The organism is Spongiibacter tropicus DSM 19543 (genome assembly GCF_000420325.1).
GTDB lineage: Bacteria > Pseudomonadota > Gammaproteobacteria > Pseudomonadales > Spongiibacteraceae > Spongiibacter > Spongiibacter tropicus.
Genome location: NZ_ATUS01000001.1, coordinates 961,237 through 985,759, shown reverse-complemented (window position 1 = coordinate 985,759; position 24,523 = coordinate 961,237). Strand labels below are relative to the sequence as shown.

The 24,523-nt window shown below is 58.3% G+C and carries 23 protein-coding genes; 18 read left to right on the top strand and 5 right to left on the bottom strand.

Features of this window, described 5'->3' with window-relative positions; genetic code table 11:
• Positions 1 to 3 precede the first annotated feature (3 nt).
• On the top strand, positions 4 to 738 hold the full coding sequence (locus G411_RS19365; RefSeq protein WP_022958034.1) for a 4'-phosphopantetheinyl transferase family protein: 735 nt from the start codon (positions 4 to 6) through the stop codon (positions 736 to 738).
• Here the strand turns inward: G411_RS19365 and nhaC are convergent.
• Together nhaC and G411_RS0104750 are read right to left on the bottom strand one after the other, a co-directional pair.
• Entirely contained in the window at positions 714 to 2,168 is a 1,455-nt protein-coding gene (gene nhaC, locus G411_RS19360) for a Na+/H+ antiporter NhaC (protein WP_022958033.1), read from the bottom strand. The two genes, G411_RS19365 and nhaC, sit on opposite strands and share 25 nt — an antisense overlap.
• 85 nt (positions 2,169 to 2,253) lie before the next feature.
• Positions 2,254 to 3,504, bottom strand: a complete 1,251-nt coding sequence (locus tag G411_RS0104750; RefSeq protein ID WP_022958032.1) for a cytochrome P450 — start codon at positions 3,502 to 3,504, stop codon at positions 2,254 to 2,256.
• 173 nt (positions 3,505 to 3,677) lie between these two features.
• On the opposite strand from G411_RS0104750, the gene G411_RS0104745 reads away from it, so the two are divergent.
• The 17 genes from G411_RS0104745 (at position 3,678) to G411_RS19350 (ending at position 19,642) form a co-directional block, all read left to right on the top strand.
• Positions 3,678 to 4,556, top strand: coding sequence for an SDR family NAD(P)-dependent oxidoreductase (locus tag G411_RS0104745; RefSeq protein ID WP_022958031.1), 879 nt, complete (start codon positions 3,678 to 3,680; stop codon positions 4,554 to 4,556).
• Positions 4,557 to 4,577: 21 nt separating this feature from the next.
• Positions 4,578 to 5,258 (top strand): TetR/AcrR family transcriptional regulator, encoded by a 681-nt coding sequence (locus G411_RS0104740; RefSeq protein WP_022958030.1) that lies wholly within the window; start codon positions 4,578 to 4,580, stop codon positions 5,256 to 5,258.
• 142 nt (positions 5,259 to 5,400) lie between these two features.
• Positions 5,401 to 6,375 carry a Rieske 2Fe-2S domain-containing protein gene (locus tag G411_RS0104735; protein WP_022958029.1) on the top strand — a complete coding sequence of 325 codons (975 nt, stop codon included), beginning with the start codon at positions 5,401 to 5,403 and terminating at the stop codon, positions 6,373 to 6,375.
• Positions 6,376 to 6,432: 57 nt separating this feature from the next.
• Positions 6,433 to 7,209, top strand: coding sequence for an acetoacetate decarboxylase family protein (locus tag G411_RS0104730; RefSeq protein WP_022958028.1), 777 nt, complete (start codon positions 6,433 to 6,435; stop codon positions 7,207 to 7,209).
• A gap of 170 nt (positions 7,210 to 7,379) precedes the next feature.
• The gene (locus tag G411_RS0104725; protein WP_022958027.1) at positions 7,380 to 7,943 is read left to right on the top strand and encodes a hemerythrin domain-containing protein; all 564 of its coding nucleotides are present in this window, start codon (positions 7,380 to 7,382) and stop codon (positions 7,941 to 7,943) included.
• A gap of 36 nt (positions 7,944 to 7,979) precedes the next feature.
• Positions 7,980 to 9,371, top strand: a complete 1,392-nt coding sequence (hemN, locus tag G411_RS0104720) for an oxygen-independent coproporphyrinogen III oxidase (protein WP_022958026.1) — start codon at positions 7,980 to 7,982, stop codon at positions 9,369 to 9,371.
• A 118-nt stretch (positions 9,372 to 9,489) separates the two neighbouring features.
• Positions 9,490 to 10,221, top strand: a complete 732-nt coding sequence (fnr, locus tag G411_RS0104715; RefSeq protein WP_022958025.1) for a fumarate/nitrate reduction transcriptional regulator Fnr — start codon at positions 9,490 to 9,492, stop codon at positions 10,219 to 10,221.
• A gap of 102 nt (positions 10,222 to 10,323) precedes the next feature.
• A complete protein-coding gene (locus G411_RS0104710) occupies positions 10,324 to 10,932 on the top strand; it encodes a Yip1 family protein (RefSeq protein ID WP_022958024.1) in 609 nt (202 codons plus the stop codon).
• Positions 10,933 to 11,146: 214 nt separating this feature from the next.
• Complete coding sequence (gene ccoN / locus G411_RS0104705) at positions 11,147 to 12,580, top strand: cytochrome-c oxidase, cbb3-type subunit I (RefSeq protein WP_022958023.1); 1,434 nt, start codon at positions 11,147 to 11,149, stop codon at positions 12,578 to 12,580.
• Positions 12,577 to 13,185: a cytochrome-c oxidase, cbb3-type subunit II gene (ccoO, locus tag G411_RS0104700; RefSeq protein ID WP_022958022.1), complete on the top strand. Its 609-nt coding sequence runs from the start codon at positions 12,577 to 12,579 to the stop codon at positions 13,183 to 13,185. Before ccoN ends, ccoO begins: the two co-directional genes overlap by 4 nt.
• 17 nt (positions 13,186 to 13,202) lie before the next feature.
• Positions 13,203 to 13,382 (top strand): cbb3-type cytochrome oxidase subunit 3, encoded by a 180-nt coding sequence (locus G411_RS0104695; RefSeq protein ID WP_022958021.1) that lies wholly within the window; start codon positions 13,203 to 13,205, stop codon positions 13,380 to 13,382.
• Complete coding sequence (gene ccoP / locus G411_RS0104690; RefSeq protein WP_022958020.1) at positions 13,379 to 14,266, top strand: cytochrome-c oxidase, cbb3-type subunit III; 888 nt, start codon at positions 13,379 to 13,381, stop codon at positions 14,264 to 14,266. Before G411_RS0104695 ends, ccoP begins: the two co-directional genes overlap by 4 nt.
• 6 nt (positions 14,267 to 14,272) lie before the next feature.
• Positions 14,273 to 15,724 (top strand): cytochrome c oxidase accessory protein CcoG, encoded by a 1,452-nt coding sequence (ccoG, locus tag G411_RS0104685; protein ID WP_022958019.1) that lies wholly within the window; start codon positions 14,273 to 14,275, stop codon positions 15,722 to 15,724.
• Between the two features lie 10 nt (positions 15,725 to 15,734).
• Complete coding sequence (locus G411_RS19355; RefSeq protein ID WP_022958018.1) at positions 15,735 to 16,256, top strand: FixH family protein; 522 nt, start codon at positions 15,735 to 15,737, stop codon at positions 16,254 to 16,256.
• Positions 16,257 to 16,259: 3 nt separating this feature from the next.
• Positions 16,260 to 18,698 (top strand): heavy metal translocating P-type ATPase, encoded by a 2,439-nt coding sequence (locus G411_RS0104675; protein ID WP_022958017.1) that lies wholly within the window; start codon positions 16,260 to 16,262, stop codon positions 18,696 to 18,698.
• Positions 18,691 to 18,867: a cbb3-type cytochrome oxidase assembly protein CcoS gene (gene ccoS, locus G411_RS21785; protein ID WP_022958016.1), complete on the top strand. Its 177-nt coding sequence runs from the start codon at positions 18,691 to 18,693 to the stop codon at positions 18,865 to 18,867. The genes G411_RS0104675 and ccoS overlap by 8 nt, the downstream gene beginning before the upstream one ends.
• A complete protein-coding gene (locus G411_RS19350) occupies positions 18,854 to 19,642 on the top strand; it encodes a sulfite exporter TauE/SafE family protein (RefSeq protein ID WP_022958015.1) in 789 nt (262 codons plus the stop codon). Before ccoS ends, G411_RS19350 begins: the two co-directional genes overlap by 14 nt.
• Here G411_RS19350 and G411_RS0104660 read toward each other — a convergent pair.
• Genes G411_RS0104660 through G411_RS0104650 form a run of 3 tightly spaced genes read right to left on the bottom strand, consistent with a single transcriptional unit; the run spans position 19,639 to position 24,522 of the window.
• Entirely contained in the window at positions 19,639 to 21,621 is a 1,983-nt protein-coding gene (locus tag G411_RS0104660; protein ID WP_022958014.1) for an acetoacetate--CoA ligase, read from the bottom strand. The two genes, G411_RS19350 and G411_RS0104660, sit on opposite strands and share 4 nt — an antisense overlap.
• 19 nt (positions 21,622 to 21,640) lie before the next feature.
• Complete coding sequence (locus tag G411_RS0104655; RefSeq protein ID WP_022958013.1) at positions 21,641 to 22,543, bottom strand: hydroxymethylglutaryl-CoA lyase; 903 nt, start codon at positions 22,541 to 22,543, stop codon at positions 21,641 to 21,643.
• Positions 22,540 to 24,522 (bottom strand): acetyl/propionyl/methylcrotonyl-CoA carboxylase subunit alpha, encoded by a 1,983-nt coding sequence (locus G411_RS0104650; protein WP_022958012.1) that lies wholly within the window; start codon positions 24,520 to 24,522, stop codon positions 22,540 to 22,542. The genes G411_RS0104655 and G411_RS0104650 overlap by 4 nt, the downstream gene beginning before the upstream one ends.
• Position 24,523: the final 1 nt, after the last annotated feature.

Sequence of the window (24,523 nt, the reverse complement as noted above, 5' to 3'; positions counted from 1 at the left end):
GGCATGCTGAGCGCGCTGGCGAACACAGACACTCCATCGCGTCTTCCCTACGATCCTTTCCTGAAAAGGTTTTCATTGCTCGATCTGCCGGGCACGGCTCAGCAGGCGGTGATTTGCCAGTTCGACGTAAATCATTACCGACCGGCACTGTTCGAACTGCTGGATATAGCCATGCCTGCCAAGCTGGCGGGCGCGAAGGACTCGCGCTGTGCCGATTACCTGGCGGGGCGCTGTGCTGCGCGTCAGGCACTGGCGATGGCCGGGGCCGATGAGGTCGCACCCTTGCGCGGCGCCTCCGGAGAAGTGCTGTGGCCGCCGGGATTGCAGGGCGCGATCAGTCACCACGGGGATCACGCCTTGTGCATAGTCAGCCGGGAGGGCTTTCCCGGTATCGACCTGGAGAGGGTGATGAGGCCGGAGGTTTGTCGCGAGGTAGCGGGGCTGGTCGGCCATCTTTCTGAGCGACGATTGCTCAGAGAGAGCGGTATGCCGGAGGCCGAGGCCATCAGTATTCTGTTTTCGGCAAAAGAAAGTCTCTACAAAGCGCTGTTCCCGGCACTCCGGCACTATGTCGATTTTCTCGACGTGAGCTTGAAGCGCTTTTTGCCCGAGCAGCAATGCATGGAGCTGGAGTTGCTGCGCTGTCAGCATCCCGAGCGTTGCGGGCAGCGATTCACCGTCCATTGGCAATGCTGCGACGGAGTGGTGTTCACCTATCTATGCGCGTCACTTTCCTGAGGCGCGGGGTATTCCTCAATAGCGATGTTGAAGCGCATGTAGAGCATCGACATCAGCGGACTGATCAGATTGAAGAAGCAGAAGGGCAGGTAGCTGAGGGTGGCGACGCCTAGGGCGGTAGCGTGAAACGCGCCGCAGGTATTCCAGGGAACCAGAACCGATGTGGCTGTACCGGCGTCTTCGAGCGTGCGGCTGAGATTGCGCGGACTGAGACCGTGCTGCCGGTACAGATCGCCGTACATGCGCCCACTGATCAGAATCGTCAGGTACTGTTCGGCGGCGGTCAGATTGAGAATGCCGCAACTGCCCGCTGTGGTCGCAACCAGCGCCGTGCGGTTACGTGCCACGCGTTTCAGCGCGGAGGTGATATCCCCGAGCAGGCCAGAGGCCTCCATCAGACCGCCGAAAACCACGGCGCAGAGTATCAACCAGATTGTATTGAGCATCCCTGCCATGCCGCTGCTGCTGAGCAGTTCATTGCTGAATTCATGGCCGGTTTCAATCTGGCTGTCGCCAACAATCGTCTGCACCAGTCCTCGATACATTCCCAGCCAGTCGTCACTGCCGCCGATCTGCTGAACAATATCGGGCTGCACCAGTGCAGACAGCAGGCTGCCCAGCAAGGTGGCGATAAACATCACTGGCAGGGCCGGGACGCGGCGAACGATAAGAATTACAACCAGCAACGGGGCCAGCAACAGCCAGCCGGAAATCACCATGCTGTGGGTGAGGGCCTTGAGCATAATGTCGGCCTGCACGATGGCGCCGTTGCCACTGTGTTGCAGGCCAATGGCGAGGAAGATCAGCAGGGCGATGGCAAAGGAGGGCAGGGTGGTCAGTGCCAGGTAGCGCACATGGCTGAACAGTTCGACACCGCAGACGCCCGCGGCGAGGTTGGTGGTGTCTGACAGTGGCGACAGCTTGTCGCCGAAATAGGCACCGGAAATAACGGCCCCGGCGGTGATGGTTTCACTCATGCCCAGTCCCGCACCGGTGGCCATCATGGCAATGCCGAGGGTGGCGGCGGTCGTCCATGAGCTGCCGATGGCGGTAGAGACGATGGCACAGACAACGGCCACGCCCGCGTAGAACCACGCAGGGTCTGCCAATTGCAGGCCGTAGTAAATCAGCGTGGGCACGATGCCCGCGACGGTCCAGGTGCTGGACAGCGCGCCGATCAGCAGCAACATCATCATCGGCACAATAGCCACACCGACGACTTTGAGCATTCCCTCTTGAAGCTCGCGCCAGTGCAGGCCCCGGCGCAGACCGATCAGCGCGGCGAGGCCGCCGCCCAATAGCAGGGCGAGCTGGTTGGCGCCCTCAATCCCGGCGTCGCCGTACAGGGCGACGTTAATGCCAAGCAACAGCAGAACGAGTAACAGTGGGATCAGGGCAACAATGACTGTGCCGCGTGGCGCTGGACTCATGGGGGTTCCTGCGGGGAAAGGTCACAGCATAGCGCGTGTGCTGGGGGCTGTCATGATTTGGCGGCGGCAAAAGCCGCCGCGGGGCTTACAGGCCGGTTTTCACCCGTAGTGACTTGAAGGTGATGCTGTTGTGGTCTTCCAGGTCGCGCTCGGGTTCCTCCGCCAGACTGGCATTGGGGAAGCGCTTGAACAATTCGCTCATGCTCAGATAGAGCTGGTGCTTGGCAAGTGCTGCACCGATGCAATAGCGCGGGCCGTAGCCGAACAGCACATCGGGATCGAAGTGGCGGCGCACATCCAGATCGTTAGGCTTGTCGAAGAAGTTGGGATCGTGATCCTTCAGGTGCGGCATCATCAATACCATCTGCCCCTTCTTCACCTGTTGGCCCAATAGCTCTCGGTCTTCGGGGATATAGCGGGCAAAGCCCATTTTGGAGTTGGCAGCCCAGCGCATGATCTCACTGAAGGCGTTAGAGAATGCGGCCGTCGATTCAAGCGCCAGCGGCACCTGATCCGGGTTAGTGAGCAGGGCGTAGGCCGACCACTGTTGTGCGACCAGCGTGGTGTCAGCACCGGCGCCGATCAGGGCGAGGATCAGGGTCACAATATCCCACTCGTCGAAATCGTCGTTTTCGGCCTCGACTTTCAACAGGGCGCTGAGAAAATCTTCCTCGCCGCCGGGGGAGGCGCGGCGCTCGGCAATCACCTCAAGCAGGATGTCGATGGCACGGTTGCTGTCTTCCTGCGCCTTGGCGCGGCGCTCTTCCGAAATCGTGGGATTCCAGGTCTCGGTAAAAGTGAGCACGGTCTGTTTGATTTGCGGCCAGTATTTTTCGGGAATGCCGACCATGCGGGTAATGGAAATAAACGGAATGTGCTTGGCGACCTGTTCGATGTAGTCGAACTCTTCCACGTCGCCCAGTTCCTTAAACAGGCGCTGTATGTCGGGCTCAATACGGCGGTTGATGTTATCGACGACGTTCCGTGAAAACGCCGGTGAGGTGATTTTGCGAATCAGGCGATGGTGGTCCGGGTCCGCCAGCAGGCTGTGGCCCACCAGTGCTTTTTCAAAGTTGGTCCAGCTTTCTTCGGTGGGGCGCGGCGGAGCGAATTCCCAATCGTAAAAGTCGGAACTCAGGTACTCCTGTTTCCAGCACTCCATGATGTCGGGCATACGGGTCATGATCCAGCACATCCACGGCGCATACCAGACCAGTCGGCCACGTTCCGAGAGCGCCTGACACTGAGGTCCGGGATCCAGCGCGTACTCCATGGAATTCGGATTGAACAGGGTTTCAATGGGCGGCAGTTGGCTCTGTTGTTCTTCCTGCAGCATTGCTTTGCTCCTTGTCATTATTGTTGGCGCGCAGCCGGGCCTGCGCTCTGCAATACCGGTTTGCAAAAAAGATACTACCGTGTATCTTTATTCTCAAGTGAGATTTTTGTAGTTGCCGAAACGCTTCAATCCGCTGTTCGAAATAATAAGCCTAAATAGATCGAGGAGTTGTCATGCAGGAGTTCAATAACAAGGTGGCGGTGATCACCGGCGGCGCCAGTGGTGTCGGGCGCGCACTGGCACTGGCGCTGGCCAATGAGGGCGCCAAAGTCGTGATTGCAGACATTGAGACGCAGGCGCTTGAGCGCGGTGTGGCAGAACTGACAGAAATGGGTTGCGAGTGCCTGGGGCAGCGCGCCGATGTGACCGACCCGGCATCGATGCAGGCGCTGGCCGAGGCCGCCTGGAAAAAATTCGGCGCTGTTCACCTGGTCTTTGCCAATGCCGGTGTCGGCACCGGCGAAGGCGGCAATATGTGGGACTACAACCTCAACGACTGGGAGTGGGGCTTTCGGGTGAATACCTGGGGCCTGATCCACACCATTAACGCCTTTTTACCGAAGCTGGTCGAGCAGGGCGAAGAGGCGCATTTTGTGGTGACCGGTTCCGGCAACGGGGCATTTCTGGTGTTGCCGGATACGCCTATCTACACCGCCACGAAAGCGGCTGTTCAGGCGATTACCGAGAATCTGCACTACCAACTGCAGGCGCAGCAATCACCGGTAAAGGTCAACGCCCTGTTTCCCGGCCCGAATGTGGTGAACACCGGTATTTTCAATTCCGAGCGCAATCGCCCGCAGGATTTGCCGGTCGATCCGAATAAACCGGATTCGGGCATTCATTCGGTCGACGACATGAAAGCCATCATGGCGCAGTACGACATGGAGCTGAAGACCACCGAACCCGAGGAGGTGGCGGCGTTTGCGCTGAACGGCATCCGCGCCGAGAAGTTCTGGATTTCGCCAATGTCCGAGAAGTCCCGTGCCGCATTTGTCGCGCGTACCCAGAGTATTTTGGAGGGCACGACGCCCACGCCGCCGAATGTTCTGTAAGCGCACCGGGGGCACGTCATAATGGCAGACGGTGACGTGCTCGCCGATCATGCGCTACTATCCGGCGCTTTGGCGAAGAATAAGGAGAAGCCGGTGCCGGTAAGTCAACTTGGGCGTCGCGAGCGGAAGAAGAAAGCAGTAAGAGAAGCGATTCGCGCGGAAAGCCTTCGGCTGATTGGTCGACACGGCGTTGAAGGGCTGACAATTGATGCGATCTGCGACTGTGTCGATATCGCGAAAAAAACCTTCTACAACTACTACGCGACCAAAAATGAACTGATCAGTGAGCTGTGTCAGGAGGAGTTGCTGCGCGGCACCGATAAGCTGATTGATGAGGTCATTGAAAGCGGTAAGCCCTTCGCTGAACAGCTTGAAGACATGATCAATGTCTTTATTCGCCGTGAACAGCGAGCCGGTGGGGTTGAGCGGGAGCTGATCGCCTTCTCGGTGGGCGCACTGGCGGCGAATATTCATGAGGGGGCGGGGCAGCTCGCCTTTATCAACAGTATTTTCCTGCGCTTTTACGAACACCATCGCGAGGTGCTGAAGCCGGAGCTGAGTACGGCGTTTTGTGCGGAAGTGACGGTGGGAATGCTGAACGCCATTACCTTGAACTGGGTGCACGACACCGAGTATGACTCTCCATCCCGCTACCGCGAACTGTGGGCGTTTATTGTTTCCAGCATGCTGCGCAACGACTGAGCTTTTCCCCTTCTTCTCCCCAATGTGATCTCCCCAGCGCTTTCTTGCCGCAATTAAGCGCTGCCCTCTTGACCCGAATAAGTAAACCATATAGTTTTTTTACAACGTAGTTACCTTTTTTGAATAAGGGTTCGGAGGGAGCATGAATAATAGATATAACAAGCCCATCCCGTGCGGCTGGTTTGCCATTGAATACAGCAAGGATCTGGCGCCGAAGGATGTGAAACCCCTGACCTACTTTGGTCGAGATCTGGTGCTGTTTCGCACTGAGTCGGGTGAGGCAGTGATTCTCGATGCCCACTGTCCCCACCTTGGTGCCCACCTCGGGCACGGTGGCGAAGTCCATGGCGAGAACATCGCCTGTCCCTTTCACGCCTGGGAATTCGATGGCCGCGGCTTCTGTACCAAGGTGCCCTATGCCAAGAATATGCCGCCTAAGGTGGTCGATAAGCAGGCCATTGGCCGCTACCCGGTGGTTGAGGTCAATCAGATGATCTGGGCCTGGTACCACCCCGAGGGTGCCGCGCCGATGTGGGAAGTGGAGCGCCACGCCGAGTTGCACTCTGACGAGTGGACGCCCATGGACACCTACGACTGGCAGATCAATTCCATTATTCAGGAAACCGGCGAGAATGCGGTGGATATCGCGCACTTTGTCACAGTGCATGGTTCGCCGGAAATGCCTGACGGCAAGGTGACGATTGAGGGCTATCGACGCTGGACCATCATGGACAGTCAGCAGCACGCCATCGACGAGCAGGGCAATGTCGACCTGAGCGGTGAAAACTATGACCAGGGGCGGTTGGAGACTTATTCCTTTGGGCCGGGTCAGACCTTTCAGAAATTCTCGCGGATGTTCGACATTGTGATGATGGGGACCATTACGCCGATTGACGATCAGAATATCCACATGCGCTTTAGCTTCAGCATGCCCAAACAGCAAACCTCAGAGCACACGCTCTACGCCAATGCGTTCCGCGACGAAATTGTGCGGCAGGTCGGTCAGGACATTCCGATCTGGGAGAACAAGGTGTATCTCGAAGAGCCCACACTCTGCGACGGCGATGGTCCGATTGCCCGTTACCGTAAATGGTTTGATCAGTTCTACGCCGCATAAGCGGCGGCGGGTGCTGCGCGCCTTGAGCATCGTTCCAACACAATAAGAGGGATAATAATGAGTGAGACAAGCGCTATCATGGGAAAGCCGGGAGATATCCTCAACTGGCCTATGTTGAAGATTCGCTACATGAGCGACCCCGCCAGCATTGCCAAGCTGCTGCCGCCGGGCATTAATCCCGGCAAGCAGCCGGGCGTCACCATTACCATCTACAATTTTCCGGTGCTCAATGAGCCCGAGTACGGTTGCGTGGTGAATGTCGATGCCGAGTACAACGGCATTGAGGGCGAGTACACACTTGGCATTGCCATTGATCAGGAAGCCGCTATCTACATCAGCCAGGAACGCTGGGGACAGCCGAAGTACTATGCGGAAACCCAGTATTATCGGCTGATGGATTTTATCTCCGCAAAAGTCACTCACCGGGGCTACACCTTTCTGGAGTTCAAAGGACAGGTGACCGGGCCGGGTGAAATTCCGCCGGAGTTTGAAACCAATGAGTGGTGGATTAAACAGCTGAGAGGCGTGGACTCGACGGCAGAGAACGTGACCTGGGATTTTCCGCCGCACGTGGTGCGCGTGTACTCCAAATACGGCACGGCGCAGATCGAGAAGCTGCAGGGGCAGCTGACGCTCAATCCGAGTCCCTGGGACCCGCTCGCCAGCGAGCTGCCGGTGCGCAGTGAGCCCGAGGCCTGGCTGTGGTCACCGATCTTTCTGGATCGCCGCCTGACTCTCGAAGGGGCTCTGGATGCTGACGCGTTCACCCCGTTTTCTGACACCATCGGCGGTTCCCGCTGGCTGGGTGAAAACGGCGGCCCCAAGCAGGGCTGATGCCGACCGGTCGGGCAATGACGCCCGGCCGGTGTTCTCTTGCTCGCCGTTTTCTCGTCCTATCCGGTAATACCCCTATCTTCCAATGCGGTCGCCGCTTGATTCAGGTCAAGCGGCTGGTCCGGCGCTGGCGTTACAGTGCTGAGCATCAACCCATGGGAGTGTATGGCATGCACAGTATTTTTCAGCAGCTCGAGGCCGATCATCAGCGAATGCAACGGATGCTTTACGAGTTGATTCACGAGATCGAACGCTTTTCCGGCATGCACGTCACTCCCGCCAATCTGGATACCATCCTGAACGGCCTGGATTACATCCAGACCTTTCCCGAAGCCTGGCACCATCCGGTGGAACATGTGGTATTTCGCCAGCTTCACTCCAAACTGGGCATCAATCACTACGCCCTGAACAATGTAATGCGAGACCACAGCATGCTCGAAGCGCTGAGCGAACAGCTGTCGCTGATTTTTGCCGAGTTGCGCATGGGCGAGCAGACACTGCGCCCGAGTCTTGTGCGCCTGGCACGCCACTATCACAGCCGACAGATTTCCCATATTCATGAAGAGCGCAGCATTTTTTCGGTTGCCGATCAGCTTTTTACCCCGGCTGACTGGGAGGAAATCCAGCAGGCGATTACGGTTGAGGTCGGCGAAGACCGCCTCGCCGAGCGCGATGCCTATCTCGCCGCGTTGCCGTTGCAGCGTCCCGCCTTTGACGGCGCCTTTGTTCACTAATAATGATGTCGGCGCTCAGGGCGCCAGGAGTGTGAGATGTCTGTTGCGTTAGCTGAAAGCATGCACGATGCCGGTGAGCTGGTGCGCCGTTATGCGGTGCAGGGGCCACGGTACACCTCTTATCCCACAGCACTGAATTTTCGCGACGACTTCGGCGTGGCGGACTACGATGCTTTTTTGAAAGAGGCGCGACGCAGCCCGTCGCCGCTGTCTCTGTATGTGCACGTGCCGTTCTGTCACAGCCTTTGCTATTACTGCGCCTGCAACAAAGTGATTACACGCGACCCCAATGCCAGTCGGCGTTATCTGGATCATCTGCATAAAGAGCTTGAAATGCTCTCGGACAGATTGGGGCCGGGGCGTCGGGTTACCCAGCTGCATTTGGGCGGCGGCACGCCCAATTATCTGGACAAGGCCGAGATGACGGAACTGGTGCACTCCCTGGCCACGCACTTCAATCTTGATGACGGCAGTGAGCGGGAGTTCTCCATTGAACTCGATCCGCGCTCGGTCGATGAGGACTATCTCGCCCTGTTAAAGGGCTTGGGGTTCAATCGCATCAGCATGGGCATTCAGGACACTGATCTGCGGGTGCAGGAGGCGATTAATCGCGTACAGAGCACGGATATGATCGCCCGTCTGATGGGTGCCGCCCGCCGCTACAATTTCCGCTCGGTGAGTATGGATTTGATTTACGGCCTGCCGCGGCAGACGCTGGAGACCTTCTCGCGGACGCTGGACGATGTCATTGCCTTGTCGCCCGAGCGCATCGCCCTTTACCACTACGCTCATTTGCCTCAGCGGTTTAAGTGGCAGAAGTCGATGGATCGCCACCCGATGCCGAACAGCGAAGAGAAGCTGTCGATATTCCTGCTGGCCGAGCAGCGCCTCAGCGAAGCCGGTTATATCAATATCGGCATGGACCACTTTGTGAAACCAGAAGACGAACTCGCCAAATTTCAGCAGGAAGGGCGTTTACAGCGGAATTTTCAGGGCTACTCCACCTGTCGTTCTCCGGATGTGATTGGGATGGGCGTGTCAGCGATCAGTTCTCTGGGGCGCTGCTATGCACAAAACCATAAATCTCTGGAGGAGTACTACGCGGCCATCGATGCCGGACAACTGCCGGTGGCAAAAGGGCTCACCCTGAACGCCGAGGATCTGTTGCGGCGTTATGTGATTATGCAGTTGGCCTGTAATCTGCGCCTCAGTTACGTCGATCTCTACGACCGCTTTCATGTGTTTTTCCGTCGCAAGTTTGCCGACGCGATTCCCGAGTTGGAAGCGATGGAGCGAGAAGGCGTCGTCACGCTGATGCCGGATGAGCTGCGGATCAACGATCGTGGTCGCTTGTTGTTGCGCAATATTTGTATGTTGTTTGATCAAAGCCTGGAGCAGCATCAGGGCGCGTACTCCAAGACGCTGTAGTCATTAGCCAGAGAGACGTTTTAATCGGGTAAAATAGCCGGATGCAGACTTGACCCTTTGCGGTGATAGGCGTTCAATGGCGACAGTCTGACTATGCCGTTTAGCGTCTGGAGGCCGCATGCAACCCGTCAACGCAACGAAAGCTTGCCCGCACAATCCTGCAGTAAGTTGTAATAATTGCCGGTTGAGTGGCATCTGCCTCCCCCTTGCTCTGGAAAGTGACGAGATTGTGCGTCTGGACAATATTGTTCAGCGCGGTCGTCCATTGCAGAAAAGCCACCATCTGTTCCGCGAAGGCGATGTCTTCACCTCGGTCTATGCCGTGCGTTCGGGGGCGGTGAAAACCTACAGCATTACCGATGCGGGTGACGAGCAGGTGACCGGCTTTTACTTCCCCGGCGAAGTCGTCGGGCTCGACGGTATTGGTCAGAACCGCTATGCCAGCTCGGCGGTTGCGCTGGAAGTCTCGGCTATTTGTGAAATTCCCTTTGCGCAGATTGAAGACCTCAGTGGCCAGCTACCCAACCTGCAGCGGCATTTCTTCAAGCTGCTCAGCAGCGAGATTGTCGATGACCAGCGGCATATCACCCTGTTGAGCAAGAATACCGCCGATGAGCGGGTCGCTTCCTTGTTGGTCAGCATTTCTGCGCGTCAGGCGCGTCGGCAGTTGTCGGCATCGGCGTTCCGTCTGCCGATGGCGAGAGCGGATATCGCCAGCTTTTTAGGCTTGACGGTGGAGACAGTCAGTCGTGTGCTGAGCCGTTTCGCCAAGCAGGAACTGGTTAAAATCGACAACAAAGAAATCAGTCAGCTTGATGTGGAAAAGCTGAAAACCGTCGCAAACCTCTAGTTACCGTCGATTTACGTTTTCCGCTTGACGCAAATCAAGCAAATCTCCTGAACTCCGGCTAGACTCTGGAACTAAACCTTCCACCAGAAAAGAGACTAGGCCGTGAGCGCAATAATAAGCAATCCCTTCGGTTTTCTGTTCACTCCCCGCAAGCAGTGGCAAAAGGTGTCAGAGCTCAGTGACAGTTCGCTGGCATCGAAGCTGCTGTACCCCATTGTTCTGGCTGCTGGACCCTGTATCGCGTGGTACTACGGTGCCAGCAGGATCGGCTGGACAGTCGGCGACGGCGAGATTGTGCGCCTGACTGACCAGAGTGCGCTGCAAATCGTTATTGCTTTCTACTTTGCGATGTTGGTTTCCCTCGCGATCATCGGTTACTCGATTAACTGGATGTCGGAAACCTACGGGGCAAATTCATCGGTCATGAAGGGCATGGTGGTTGCGGGCTACACCGCAACGCCCTTGTTCATTGCCGGACTGGTGGGTTTCTACCCGGTGTTCTGGGTAGACCTGGCACTGGGTATTGCTGCGCTGGGGTGGGCCGTATACCTGCTCTATCTCGGCATTCCGCTGGTAATGGGAATTCCTGAGGATCGGGGCTTTCTGTATGCCTCGGCCGTTGTGGCCATTTGCATGGTGATTTTCATGGCGCTGATGGGCTGTGTTGTCATCCTCTGGGATATGGGGATTACCCCGGTTTTCACGGATTAGCGTGATTGAGTTATAGCGTGGGTGGAGGCAGGAGCGAAGGCTCAGATTTTCTGCGACATATTGTCGCAGAGCGGTTCCGATTTTCGTTGATCTGAGTCAGCATCCTCGCCGCCGCAGGCTGACACAATTAGCCACATTTTTTCAAACCTCGCCTCAGATATGCATGAAAAACCGTATCTTGAGCGCCGTCCACTCTAGAGGAACATGAATCGTCATGGCGTCTTCACTAGAACATCCAATCTACAACTACAAAGTCGTGCGGCAATTTACCGTGATGACCGTGGTGTGGGGCATTGTCGGCATGGCTGTCGGTGTGCTGATTGCGGCACAGCTGGTGTGGCCTCAGCTTAACTTTGACACCCCCTGGTTCAGCTTCGGCCGCCTGCGGCCACTGCATACGAATGCGGTGATTTTTGCCTTTGGGGGCTGTGCCCTCATGGGGTCGTCGCTCTTTGTGGTACAGCGAACTTGTCAAACTGCGCTGTTGTCGACGCGCCTCGCGGGGTTTGTGTTCTGGGGCTGGCAGCTGGTTATTGTGCTGGCGGCAATCACCCTGCCGATGGGCATGACCAGCACCAAAGAATACGCCGAGTTGGAGTGGCCGATTGATATTTTGATCGCCATTGTCTGGGTGGCGTATGCGGTGCTGTTCTTCGGCACCATCATGAAGCGCAAAACCGACCACATCTATGTGGCGAACTGGTTCTACGGGGCTTTCATCGTCACGGTTGCGGTGCTGCATATCGTTAACAGCATGGCGGTGCCGGTGTCGCTGACTAAATCCTACTCCGTCTACTCTGGTGCCGTGGATGCCATGATTCAGTGGTGGTACGGGCACAACGCCGTGGGCTTCTTCCTGACCGCGGGCTTCTTGGGCATGATGTACTACTTCGTGCCCAAGCAGGCTGAGCGCCCGGTGTACTCGTATCGGCTGTCGATCGTTCACTTCTGGGCACTGATTTCCGTGTACATCTGGGCCGGTCCGCACCACCTGCATTACACCGCGCTGCCTGACTGGACACAGAGTCTGGGTATGGTGATGTCGCTGATTCTGCTGGCGCCGTCTTGGGGTGGCATGATCAATGGTGTGATGACGCTGTCTGGCGCCTGGCACAAGCTGCGTACTGACCCGATTTTGCGCTTCCTGATTGTGTCGCTGTCGTTCTATGGCATGTCGACCTTCGAGGGGCCGATGATGTCAATCAAGACCGTTAACTCTCTGTCGCATTACACCGACTGGACCATTGGTCACGTGCACTCTGGCGCACTGGGCTGGGTAGCAATGATTTCGATCGGCATGGTGTACCACCTGACGCCGGTGGTCTTCGGCCGCAAGCAGATGTTCAGCATCCCGATGATTAACACGCACTTCTGGCTGTCGACCATCGGCACAGTGTTGTACATCGCCTCTATGTGGGTGAACGGCATTATTCAGGGCTTGATGTGGCGCGCCTATAACGCCGACGGCAGCCTGACTTACAGCTTTATGGAATCCGTTGTCGCCAGTCATCCCGGCTATATTGTCCGCCTGTTCGGTGGCTTCCTGTTCCTGATCGGCATGCTGCTGATGGCTTGGAACGTCTGGAAGACGATTCGTAGCGAGGAAAAACCGGCAGTTGCCGTCAACACTGTGGGAGCCGAGGCATGAATCACGACGTAGTAGAGAAAAATATTGGCTTGATGGTCGTGCTGATCATCGTGGCGATCAGCTTCGGCGCCCTGGTAGAGATTGTGCCGCTGTTCTTCCAGAAGCAGACCACTGAACCGATCGCAGGGCTCCGCCCGCTCAATGCGGTCGAGTTGAGCGGACGCGATATTTATATCCGCGAAGGCTGCCATGTCTGTCACTCTCAGATGGTGCGCCCCATGCGCTCTGAAACCGAGCGCTACGGTCACTACTCAGTGGCGGGTGAGTCGGTTTATGAGCATCCCTTCCTCTGGGGCTCCAAGCGCACTGGACCTGATCTCGCTCGTCTGGGTGGACGCTACAGCGACGAGTGGCATCGCGCGCACCTGTACAACCCGCGCGATGTGGTTCCCGAATCCATCATGCCGTCCTATCCCTGGCTGTTTCACAACGACGTAGATGCTGCGTCAGTGCCTGGGAAGATGGAGGCGCTGCGCAAGGTTGGTGTGCCGTATACCGACGAGGACATTGCCAATGCCACCTCAAAAGTGGAAGGCATGAAGGAAATCGACGCACTGGTTGTTTACCTGCAACAACTCGGCACGCTGATTAAATACAAGCGTTAATCGGGAGTAGCACTGCGATGATTGACCAAAATGATCTCAGATCTCTGTCTACATTGATGCTGTTCATTGCCTTTATCGGCGTGTGCATCAGCGTTTACAGAGGAAGCCGGAAAGAATTTTACGACGAGGCTGCGAATCTGCCCTTCGTCGATGACGACGCGGATGTGAAGGGCAAAGGTAGAGGAGATGAGCAATGACTGATTTCTGGAGTGGCTGGATCATTGTTCTTACCGCCATTACCTATGTGTTACTGGCGTGGCTGCTGCTGGGTAACCGCAAAATTACTCAGACGGGTGAAGAAAAGACAACCGGCCACGTATACGACGGCATTGAAGAGTACGACAACCCAATGCCGGCATGGTGGATCAAGATGTTTGTGCTGACCATGCTGTTCGGTATTGGCTATCTGATCGCTTACCCCGGGCTGGGTAAGTGGCCTGGCCTGCTCAACTGGACGTCTGTGCAGCAGTGGGAGGGCGACGTTGAAGAAGCCCGCCTTGAAAACGAGGCGCTGTACGCAGGCTTTCTGGAACAGGACGCTGCGACGCTGGCGGAGAATGATCAGGCCATGCGTATCGCCAAACGTGTCTTTGCCAATAACTGTGCGGTTTGCCACGGCACCGACGGAAAAGGCAGCTACGGCTTTCCTAACCTGACTGACAACGATTGGTTATATGGCGGCGAGCCTGCTCAGATCGCGCAATCGATTCACGATGGTCGCAGCGGAGTGATGCCAAGCTGGCTGTCGGCGCTGGGCAATGAGGGCGTGGCCTCCATGGCGGCGTATGTGCAGGCACTGAGTTCCGGCAATACCGACGCACCAGAGCTTGCCGAGTCGAAGCAAAAGTATGCGATGTTCTGCTCGGCCTGCCACGGCCCGACAGGCGACGGCAACATTGCCATGGGTGCACCGCGCTTGAACGACGACATCTGGCTCTACGGTGGCGACGCTGGCAGCATCATGCAGACCCTGACCAAGGGACGCTCGGGCAAAATGCCTCGGCACGCAGAGATGCTCAGCGAGGCCAAGATTCACCTGCTCAGTTCTTACGTGTATCAGCTTTCCCGGCAGGAGCCATAGAGTCTTATGAATAGCAGCAGCGAACGGGGACAGAAGGCGTCCTCTCAGCCAGAAAATCTCGCGGTGGAAATTGTGGTTCCGGCAGAAGTGTCGGAGATGGATCTTTATCAGAAACGCGAAAAGATCTATACCCGCGCGATTGAAGGCTTCTATCAGCGTATACGGGTCTTCACCGGCTGGCCGCTGCTGTTGGGCTATTTCATTCTGCCCTGGCTGAATTGGGGTGATCGGCAGTCCGTCTTGTTCGACCTGCCTGCACGTCAGTTCCATGTACTGGGGATCACCTTCTGGCCTCAGGATATGGTGATGCTGGCTTGGGTACTGATTATCTCGGCGTTTCTGCTGTTCGCTGTGACCAATCTGGCCGGACGGGTGTGGTGTGGCTATAGCTGCCCGCAGACGGTGTGGACCAGTATTTTCATGTGGATGGAGCAGAAAGCGGAGGGCACGCGCAACCAGCGTATCAAGCTGGACCAGTCGCCGCTGAGCTTCGAGAAAGTCCGCAAAAAGGCGCTGAAACACACGATGTGGCTGGGATTTGCGTTCTGGACTGCATTTACCTTTGTTGGCTATTTTACGCCGATCCGGCAGTTGGGCATCGACGTACTGGGATTCAGTGTCAATGCCTGGGCGGGATTCTGGATTGCCTTCTTTGCAGCGGCAACCTACATCAATGCGGGCTGGATGCGTGAGCAGGTGTGCCTCTATATGTGCCCCTATGCGCGATTCCAGTCGGTAATGTTCGACCCCGATACCTTGATTATCAGCTACGACAAAGCGCGGGGCGAACCGAGGGGTTCCCGCAAGCGCGATGAAAAACCTGCCGACGTCGGGCTCGGGGATTGTATTGATTGCCAGCTCTGTGTTCAGGTGTGTCCGACGGGCATTGATATTCGCGATGGCCTGCAATACGAGTGTATTGGCTGCGCATTGTGCGTGGATGCCTGTAATTCGGTGATGGAAAAAATGGACTACCCCAAAGGGCTGATTCGCTACGCGACAGAAAACAGCCTCGAGGGTAAAACCACGCACATCATGCGGCCACGTTTGATCGGTTATTTTGTTGCCGTGGCGCTGATGATCGGCCTGCTTGGTTACCGCATTGTTGATCGCGACGTTATGGAGCTGAGCGTGCTGCGTGACCGTCAGGCATTGTATGAGACAACAGCGGATGGCTTGATCGAAAACCGTTACGTGGTGAAGCTTGCGAACAAGACGCAGAGCACCCACCGTTACGAAGTGGATATCGAGACCCCGGTTGTGCTGCAGGGCTTCAGTGCCAGCCCGGTCACCTTGGAGCCCGGCGAGCTGTTGGATTTACCGCTGCGACTTCATGCGCGCCCCGAGGATGTGGGTGGCGCCCGCATGCCGCTGACGGTCATCGTTCGTCAAATGGACAACGATGACAGCATTGCTGAAGTGGAAAGCAGCTTCTTTGGCCCCGCGCCGAAACGATAGAGAGTATGAAATGGCAGTGACGATGGACAGCAAACCCTGGTATCGCCAGTTTTGGCCTTGGTTTCTCATTGTTCTGCCGGGCACCGTTGTTGTCGCTGGCCTGAGCACGGTGGTGATTGCCGTCCGTCATGCCGACAATCTGGTCGTCGACGAGTACTACAAGGAAGGCTTGGCAATTAACCGCAAGCTGTCGCTGGACCGCCACGCTGCCGAGCAGGATATCACCGCGAGATTGGCGATGGGCGGCTCGCGCATCATGGTGCAACTGCCCTTGGGGCTCGACCGTTATCCGAGCGAACTGCAACTGTTGCTGCAACACCCCACTGATCGCGAGCAGGATCTGCGTCTTGTTCTGGCGAATCAGGGCGCCGGGCACTACACCCAAACCTTGGACGCACCCTTGAGCGGGCGCTGGTATATAACGCTTAAGAGCTTTACCGGCGATACCGCAGAGGCCGATGACTGGCGACTCAAGGGTGAGATTAATCTGAACAAGACGGCACAGCTGGAATTGTCTAGCAGGTCACTGTGAGTGATGGGGGGCTGCTACCACTGCGGAGAGCCATTACCCGCCAAGGGCCATTACAGTCTGATTATTGATGGCCAGGAACGGGCCATGTGTTGCCCCGCCTGTGTCGCCGTCAGTGAGACCATCCTCGGTGCCGGTCTCGACGATTACTACCGTCTGCGCGACCAGCAGGCCAGCAGGCCGAACGATGGCGCCGAAGATTTCCTGCAATACGACAGCCCTGCTGTATTCCAGCAATTCTCCTCCTCGCGCAATGGCTTGTGGCAGAGCCAGCTCAGCATTGGTGATATGCATTGTGCCGCCTGCGCGTGGTTGATTGAGCATCGACTGGGCATGATGGACGGCGTCCGTTCTATCCGCGTTAACCTCCAGCGGGGGATGGCGACTGTGGAGTGGGACCCCGCCACGGTAAAACTCAGTGCGGTTTTTGATGCTATCTATCGCCTGGGGTACGGCGTACAACCCTGGTCAGCCGAAGGGCATCTGGAACAGATGCGCGAGCAGCAGCGCGGTCTGTTGCGTCGCCTGGGGCTGGCCGGTGTCGCGATGATGCAGTTGATGATGGTGGCGGTCGCGCTCTACGCCGGAGATTTTCAGGGGATTGACGATGATACCCGCAGCCTGCTGCGCTGGTTCAGTCTGGCGCTGGCGACTCCCGTCATTGCCTATTCATCGCAGCCGTTTTTCAAAGGGGCCTGGCGCGGATTGCGCAGCCGCCGTCTGGGAATGGATGTGCCGGTGTCTCTGGCGCTGATTGCCGCTTATCTGGCGAGCCTGCAAGCCACGGTTCGCGGCGAGGGGCATGTCTATTTTGATACGGTGAGCATGTTCTGTTTCTTTCTTCTGCTCAGCCGCTTTATTCAGAATAACCTCCAGTTGCGCCGCGAGCAGACCATGCGTCCGCTGCTACCGATGACCGCTCGCAAACTTCTCGCCGATGGCAGCAATCAGTGGCTGGCGCTGTCAGCGCTGGAGCCTGGCGACGAAATTGTGGTGCAGCCGGGTGAGGTCGTGCCGGTGGATGCCACGATTATTGCCGGTAGCAGCAGCGTGGAAGACAGTGCCTTTACCGGTGAATTTATGCCCAAGCGCAAAGCGGTGGGCGATATGGTGCTGGCGGGCAGTCACAATATTGATGGCAGCCTCTACCTCCGCGTCGGCGCAGAAGTCGGGCAGAGCCGGCTTTCCCAGATTGATCAACTGTTAGACAGCGCGCGGCTTAACCGGCCGCCGATTGCCGAGCTGGCCGATCGGCTCAGCGGCTACTTCACGCTGTTCGTGTTGTTTTGCAGCGGGGCGGCATTTTTTTACTGGTCGGTTCATCCCGGCCACAGCGCGTTTCTTACCGCGCTGGCGGTGCTGGTCGTGAGTTGCCCCTGCGCGCTGTCACTGGCGACTCCCAGCAGCTACGCGGCGGCGATCAGCGCCCTGCGCCGACGCGGCGCACTGGTGGCGAATGCGGCAGTGCTGGAAAATCTGGAACATATCAGTCATGTCATCTTCGATAAAACCGGTACGCTGACCGAGGGGCGGCCGCGTTTGATGGCGATTGAGCGTGACAGTGAGATAGAGGAGGCGCGGTTACTGGGCATTGCTTCCGCGCTGGAGCTGGAATCCTCGCACCCTATTGCTCAGGCGTTTGCTCGGGACAGGCTGGCTGATGCCGGTTTTACGCCGATGACTCTGCACGCCAGCAACCTGGAGCTGCGCGCCGGTGAGGGCGTGGAGGGCGATGTCGATGGGCTGCGTTATCGCATCGGCAGTCGCCGTTTCTGCCTCCCCGATGCCACAGAGGCTGACGACGGCAATATGACCGTCTATCTGGTCCGGGACGGTGTGCTGCTGGCTCGCTTTGTTTTGCAGGACAGCTTGCGTGAAGAGGCCAAGCAGGCTGTATCGGCCTTGCAGTCGAGGGGAATCCGCAGTCTGCTCCTCAGTGGTGACGACTCGGATCAGGTTGCCTGGCTGGCCGGGCAACTCCACTTCGACGAATACCGGGCGGCATGCTCGGCAGCGGATAAACTGGCGCGTATTCGCGAATTGCAGGCTCAGGGCGCGACGGTAATGATGGTCGGTGACGGCGTGAACGATGCGCCAGTGATCGCGGCTGCGGATGTGTCGATCGCGATGGCCGCGGCCAGTGATCTCACCCGGTCCTGCGCCGACGTGGCGCTGCTGAGTAACCGGCTCAGCTTGATCGAAACGGTATTTGAAAAAGCAGTGCAGATGCGGCGAGTACTGCGTCAGAATATTTTCTGGGCACTGCTGTACAACGGCACGGCATTGCCTGCGGCGGCCATGGGATTAGTCCCACCCTGGCTGGCGGCGTTGGGCATGTCTGCCAGCTCGCTGGTGGTGGTGCTGAATGCGCTGCGCCTGGATCGCCGCGAGCAGCGCGCCGCGCATCAGGCCGAATTAAGGAAGTTGGAGGAAGCCGGTGTCTAGTTTGTATATTTTGCTGCCCATCGCGCTGATATTTTTCGCGCTGATCTGCGCCGCGTTTATCTGGGCGGTCAATCATCGCCAGTTTGACGACCTGGACCGGGAAGCGCGCCGCATCCTGTTCGACAAGGACCCTGCAGACCCAAAGCGGGACGACGATGAGCGCGATTGAACTCAACGCGCTGGCCGCCTTTATGCTGGGACTGATGGGCAGCCCGCATTGTTTGGGCATGTGTGGCGCGATCAGTGCGCTGAGCAGTGTCAGCAGCCAGCCCCGTCGGGGGAGCTCGACCTGGCTGTTACCGCTGGGCTTTCAGTTGGGGCGCATCAGCAGTTACGCATTAATTGGCGCCATCGGCGGTGGTGTGGCCGCGGTGATGGCTGGCGAGTTTATGATCGTCGGCAAAACCCTGCGGGTGCTGGCGAGCGTTTTACTGATTGTGGTGGCGGTATCGCTGGCTGGCTGGTGGAAGGGCAGCACCCTGATTGAAGTGGCTGGTGCCAAGCTGTGGCGACGTCTGCAACCGTTGGTGAAACGTCTGCTGCCCGCAGACCGCCTGCCGAAGGCGCTGGCATTGGGTGGGCTCTGGGGTTTTCTGCCTTGCGGGCTGATTTACAGCAGTCTGGCCTGGGCGAGCACCAGCGCCAGTGCGGCGCAGTCGGCGTGGCTGATGTTCTGTTTCGGACTGGGCACCTTGCCGTCGATGCTGGCGGTCAGTGCTGCCCACCGCAGTGCGCTCGCCTGGCTCAAGCGTCAGTGGATCCGCAATCTGGTGGCGGTGTCGATGATTGCCTGGGCACTGTATTCCGCATCAACACTGTTTATGCCACATACCGGTGGTGGCCACGAAGGTATACACGGCGGTGTACACAGCACCGCGATGCCAGAGCCAGAGGCAAGTGACAGCGCTATGGACGGGATGTCTCCCGCCCATCATCAGCACTAGTCATCCAGCTCGCTGCGGCCTCTGAACTGATCCAGCGCGTCGGGGTTGGCCAGCGCGTCGGTGTTTTTGACCGCTTCGCCATGTACGCAATTGCGCACGGCCAGCTCGGCGATTTTACCGCTGATGGTGCGCGGAATATCGCTGACCTGCAGAATTTTGGCCGGCACATGGCGGGGCGTGGTGTGCTGGCGGATTTGCTGGCGAATCTGCTGCTGTAGAGTGTCGTCGAGCCTGACGCCTTCCCGAAGTACCACAAACAGTACCACGCGAACATCATCCTGCCAGCGCTGACCGATAACGACCGAATCGAGAATCGCGTCCAGCGGTTCCAATTGCCGATAGATTTCCGCCGAGCCAATCCGAACGCCGCCGGGGTTGAGAATGGCATCGCTGCGGCCGTGAATGATAATGCCGCCGTGGCGGGTCAACTCGGCAAAGTCGCCGTGAGCCCAGATATTCTCGAAGCGGTCAAAATAGGCCTTGTGAAATTTCTCGCCGTGGTCATCGTTCCAGAAGCCGATGGGGCAGGAGGGAAAGCTGCGGGTACAGACCAGCTCGCCTTTACCTTCCCCGGCGCCAAGAGCCGTGCCATCGTCATCCCAGATTTCCACCGCCATGCCCAGGCCGATGCATTGAATCTCTCCGGCGTACACCGGCAGTGTCGGGTTGCCCAGTACAAAGCAGGAGATAATATCCGTGCCGCCACTGATCGAGCTGAGCTGCAGATCGGCTTTGATATCGCGGTAAACGTAGTGGTAACTCTCTTCACTCAGCGGCGAGCCGGTGGAGAGAATGGCGCGCAGGCTCGCCAGTGAATAGTCCCGTGCAGGGCAGACACCGGTTTTCTGAATGGCACTGAGGAATTTCGCACTGGTGCCGAAGACGCTGATGCCCTCGCGATCAATGGCCTCCAGCAGTGGACGCCCATTGTCCAGCATCGGTGAGCCGTCATACAGCACCACGGTGGCCTCGCAGGCCAGTGCCGAGACCAGCCAGTTCCACATCATCCAACCGCAGGTGGTGAAATAGAACACCACATCGTCGTCGCTGATATCGCAGTGCAGACGGTGTTCTTTCAGGTGCTGCAGCAGCGTGCCGCCCGCACCGTGCACGATGCACTTGGGTACGCCAGTGGTGCCCGAGGAGTACATGATATACAGCGGGTGGTCGAAGGGGAGCGGCGCGAACTGCATGGCGGCAACCGCGTCATCCGTCGCGAACTCGGCCATCACCGCGCGGTAGCACACGGCCCTGTCGATACCTTTCAGCTCCGCGGTTTCGCCGCTGAGAAACGGCACCACCACGACGGCCTCAAGGCTGTCCAATTGTGAGCTGATCGCGTTGACCCGTTCCAGCGTGTCGATGGCTTTGCCGTTATAGCGATAGCCGTCCACCGCAAACAGCAGCTTGGGGCGAATCTGGCTGAAACGGTCCAGCACGCCACTCAGTCCGAAGTCGGGGGAGCAGGATGACCAGATGGCGCCGAGGCTGCTGGCCGCGAGCATGGCGACGACGGTTTCCAGTGTATTGGGCATAAAGCCCGCCACGCGATCGCCGGCGACCACACCGCGTTGGCGCATCGCTGCGGCCAACAGCGCGACCTGTTCAAACAGCTCGGCGTAAGTCAGCGTGCGTCGCTGTCCGTCTTCACGCAGCGCGACCAGCGCGGTCTTGTCATCGCGTCGGCGGAGCAGGTTTTCGGCAAAGTTCAGGCGACTGCCGGGAAACCATTGGCTGCCGGGAAAACGCTCACCCTCGCGCAGCACCGCCTCATAAGGCTGGCTGGCACGCACATCGGCAAACTGCCAGAGCTGCTCCCAAAAGCTTTCGCGCTGTTCAACCGACCAGCGGTGCAGCGCCGCGTAGTCATCGAAATGCACATTGAGTCGGGCCTGAAGCTGAGCTTGAAAACGCGACAACTGACTGTTGGCAATCTGCTCCGGGCTGGGTGACCAGAGCGGTGTTTGCGATGCGGTCATGACGATTCCCTTTTCTGTCTTATTCGTCGTTCTCGGTGGGCATGGCGCGAGCCACTTTTGATTGGCTGGGCCTGCCCAGGCGGCCGGAGATGAACTCGCCCGCCGCGATCAACTTCTGCAGGTCGACGCCATGGGCAATGCCCAGGCCGTTGAGGAGATAGACCAGATCCTCGCTGGCGACATTGCCCGATGCGCCTTTGGCATAGGGGCAGCCGCCCAGGCCGGCAACCGCGCTATCGACCGTGGCAATGCCGCGTTGCAGCGCGGCGTAGATATTGGCAATCGCCTGGCCATAGGTATCGTGAAAATGCACTGCCAGTTTTGATGGGGGAATTTGAAGCAGCAAGCTATCCAGTAAGCGGTTCACACTGGCAGGCGTGCCAACGCCGGTGGTGTCGCCCAGCGAAATTTCATAACAGCCCATGTCCAGCAACTGCTGACTCACCTCCAGCACTTTTTCCGGCGCCGTGCTGCCATCGTAGGGGCAGGCGATGACACAGGAGACATAGCCGCGCACCGGCACGCCCGCGTCGCGGGCCATGCTCATCACGCCGTCGAAGCGCTGCAGGCTCTCGGCAATGCTGCAGTTGATGTTTTTTTGAGAAAACCCTTCCGACGCGGCACCAAAAATGGCTACCTCGCTGGATCCCGCGGCGAGTGCACGCTCAAGCCCTTTGACGTTCGGGGTGAGCGCGCTGTAACAGCGACCATCCTTGGGCAGCCCGGCGAAGACCTCCTCGCTGCTGGCCATTTGCGGTACCCATTTGGGGTTCACGAAACTGCCCGCTTCAATATTTTGCAGCCCGGCTTCGGCCAGCAGGCGAATCAGGGTGAGTTTGTCCGCCACGGAAATCGCCTGAGCTTCGTTTTGCAGGCCATCGCGGGGACCGACTTCCACAATTTTGACGGAATCGGGGATCATGCGGAGGCCTCCTCAAATGCCAGCAGCGCGGCGCCGCCTTCCACCAGCTCGCCTTCGGCAAAATGGAACTGCATCACGCTGCCGTCGGCGGGGGCGGTCACGCTGTGTTCCATTTTCATCGCTTCCATAATCAGCAGCACTTCGCCTTTCTTAACGGTCTGCTGCGGTTTTACGAGTAGGCTAACAATGCGACCGTTCATCGGCGCCAACAGCCCGCCGTGCTGTTCCTGTTCGCCGCTTTGATATCGCCGCAGCTGATAGCGAAGGGTGCTGCCGTCTTCCAGAAACAGCACCTGCTTATCGCCATCACTCACGCTGTTTGCGCTCAGGCGGCGACCGCCGAGTTCCGCGCTGAGTCGGGTCTCGCGCAGTTCACCGCTGGCCGCCAGGCTGCGGTCGCCGATGTGAAATTGCCAAGCGCCGTCTTGGGCGCGGGCGCGGATGTCGATAGGCTGGCCGTTGATGTCGAGCGACAAGACCCGCGCTTTTGGCAGGTTTAAGCGCCAGTTGTCGGCGCGCCAGGGCGTGGCGACGGTCGCGGTTTGGGCTTGTTCGCTGAGCAGGCAGTGCAGGGCGGCCAGTGCCGCGTGCTCCTGCTGTTGTTGGGCGCGGCGCTGCTCGGCATCGGCTTTCATCTGCTCATAGTGCTTGTCGATAAAGCCGGTGTCGAAATCCGAGGCGGCAAAGGTCGGGTGGCTGGCCAGTTGCAGCAGGAAGTCGCGGTTGGTGGTCAGGCCGTCTATCTGGCACTTGGCTAATGCCCCCTGCAGGCGGCGCAGCGCGCGGTCGCGGTCTTCGTCCCAGGCAATCAGTTTGGCAATCATCGGGTCGTAATACATGCTGATGCTGTCGCCGCTGCGCACGCCGGAATCTACGCGAATTGCGTTACTTTCTTCGGGGAATTGCAGGTGATTGAGGCGTCCGGTCTGGGGCAGAAAGCCCTGCTCGGCATCTTCGGCGTAGAGCCGGGCTTCAAAGGCGTGACCGCGAATCTGCAAATCGCTTTGCGCGCAGGGCAGGGGACTGCCGCTGGCGACCAACAGCTGCCATTCGACCAGGTCCTGACCGCTGATCATCTCGGTGACGGGATGCTCAACCTGTAGGCGGGTATTCATTTCCATAAAGTAAAAACCGCCGTCATCGCCGAGTAAAAACTCCACGGTGCCCGCGCCCTGATAACCGATGGCGCGCGCCGCTTGCAGCGCGGCGTCGCCCATTGCCTGACGCAGGGTCTCGCTCATGCCGGGGGCGGGGGCTTCTTCGATCACTTTCTGGTGGCGGCGCTGCAGGGAGCAATCGCGCTCAAACAGGTGTACGGCATTGCCGTGCTGGTCGCAGAACACCTGCAGTTCTACATGGCGGGGGCCGGTCAGGTATTTCTCAACCAGCATCTTATCGTCGCCAAAGGCGTTGCGGGCTTCGCGGCGGGTGGCCGCCAGAGCGCTGTCGAATTCCTCGGTATTCCAGATAATGCGCATGCCCTTGCCACCGCCACCGGCGCTGGCTTTGAGCAGTACCGGATAACCGATGTCGTCGGCGGCGGCTTTCAGAATGGCATCATCCTGATCGTCACCGTGGTAGCCCGGCAGCAGCGGCACGGCGGCTTCCGCCATAATACGCTTGGCGGCTGACTTGGAGCCCATGGCTTCGATGGCGGCCACCGGCGGGCCGATAAATACCACGCCAGCGTCGTCACAGCGGCGGCAGAAGTCGGCGTTTTCCGACAGGAAGCCGTAGCCGGGATGAATGGCCTGGGCGCCGCTGCGCTGGGCGATGTCGAGAATGGCTTCGCCGCGCAGATAGGATTCAGACGCGGCTGCGGGGCCGAGGTAATAGGCCTCGTCGGCCAGACTGGTGTGCTTGGCGTCGCGGTCGGCGTCGCTGTACACCGCAACGGTGGCAATGCCCAGTCGCTTGGCGGTGGCAATAACGCGGCAGGCAATTTCACCGCGATTGGCAATCAGAATTTTGCTGAACATA

Coding starts and splice junctions, on each gene's coding strand:
- G411_RS19365 (WP_022958034.1), top strand. CDS start 4: ATGCTGAGCGCGCTGGCGAACACAGACACTCCATCGCGTCTTCCCTAC.
- nhaC (WP_022958033.1), bottom strand. CDS start 2,168: ATGAGTCCAGCGCCACGCGGCACAGTCATTGTTGCCCTGATCCCACTG.
- G411_RS0104750 (WP_022958032.1), bottom strand. CDS start 3,504: ATGCTGCAGGAAGAACAACAGAGCCAACTGCCGCCCATTGAAACCCTG.
- G411_RS0104745 (WP_022958031.1), top strand. CDS start 3,678: ATGCAGGAGTTCAATAACAAGGTGGCGGTGATCACCGGCGGCGCCAGT.
- G411_RS0104740 (WP_022958030.1), top strand. CDS start 4,578: ATGGCAGACGGTGACGTGCTCGCCGATCATGCGCTACTATCCGGCGCT.
- G411_RS0104735 (WP_022958029.1), top strand. CDS start 5,401: ATGAATAATAGATATAACAAGCCCATCCCGTGCGGCTGGTTTGCCATT.
- G411_RS0104730 (WP_022958028.1), top strand. CDS start 6,433: ATGAGTGAGACAAGCGCTATCATGGGAAAGCCGGGAGATATCCTCAAC.
- G411_RS0104725 (WP_022958027.1), top strand. CDS start 7,380: ATGCACAGTATTTTTCAGCAGCTCGAGGCCGATCATCAGCGAATGCAA.
- hemN (WP_022958026.1), top strand. CDS start 7,980: ATGTCTGTTGCGTTAGCTGAAAGCATGCACGATGCCGGTGAGCTGGTG.
- fnr (WP_022958025.1), top strand. CDS start 9,490: ATGCAACCCGTCAACGCAACGAAAGCTTGCCCGCACAATCCTGCAGTA.
- ccoN (WP_022958023.1), top strand. CDS start 11,147: ATGGCGTCTTCACTAGAACATCCAATCTACAACTACAAAGTCGTGCGG.
- ccoO (WP_022958022.1), top strand. CDS start 12,577: ATGAATCACGACGTAGTAGAGAAAAATATTGGCTTGATGGTCGTGCTG.
- G411_RS0104695 (WP_022958021.1), top strand. CDS start 13,203: ATGATTGACCAAAATGATCTCAGATCTCTGTCTACATTGATGCTGTTC.
- ccoP (WP_022958020.1), top strand. CDS start 13,379: ATGACTGATTTCTGGAGTGGCTGGATCATTGTTCTTACCGCCATTACC.
- ccoG (WP_022958019.1), top strand. CDS start 14,273: ATGAATAGCAGCAGCGAACGGGGACAGAAGGCGTCCTCTCAGCCAGAA.
- G411_RS19355 (WP_022958018.1), top strand. CDS start 15,735: ATGGCAGTGACGATGGACAGCAAACCCTGGTATCGCCAGTTTTGGCCT.
- G411_RS0104675 (WP_022958017.1), top strand. CDS start 16,260: ATGGGGGGCTGCTACCACTGCGGAGAGCCATTACCCGCCAAGGGCCAT.
- G411_RS19350 (WP_022958015.1), top strand. CDS start 18,854: ATGAGCGCGATTGAACTCAACGCGCTGGCCGCCTTTATGCTGGGACTG.
- G411_RS0104660 (WP_022958014.1), bottom strand. CDS start 21,621: ATGACCGCATCGCAAACACCGCTCTGGTCACCCAGCCCGGAGCAGATT.
- G411_RS0104655 (WP_022958013.1), bottom strand. CDS start 22,543: ATGATCCCCGATTCCGTCAAAATTGTGGAAGTCGGTCCCCGCGATGGC.
- G411_RS0104650 (WP_022958012.1), bottom strand. CDS start 24,522: ATGTTCAGCAAAATTCTGATTGCCAATCGCGGTGAAATTGCCTGCCGC.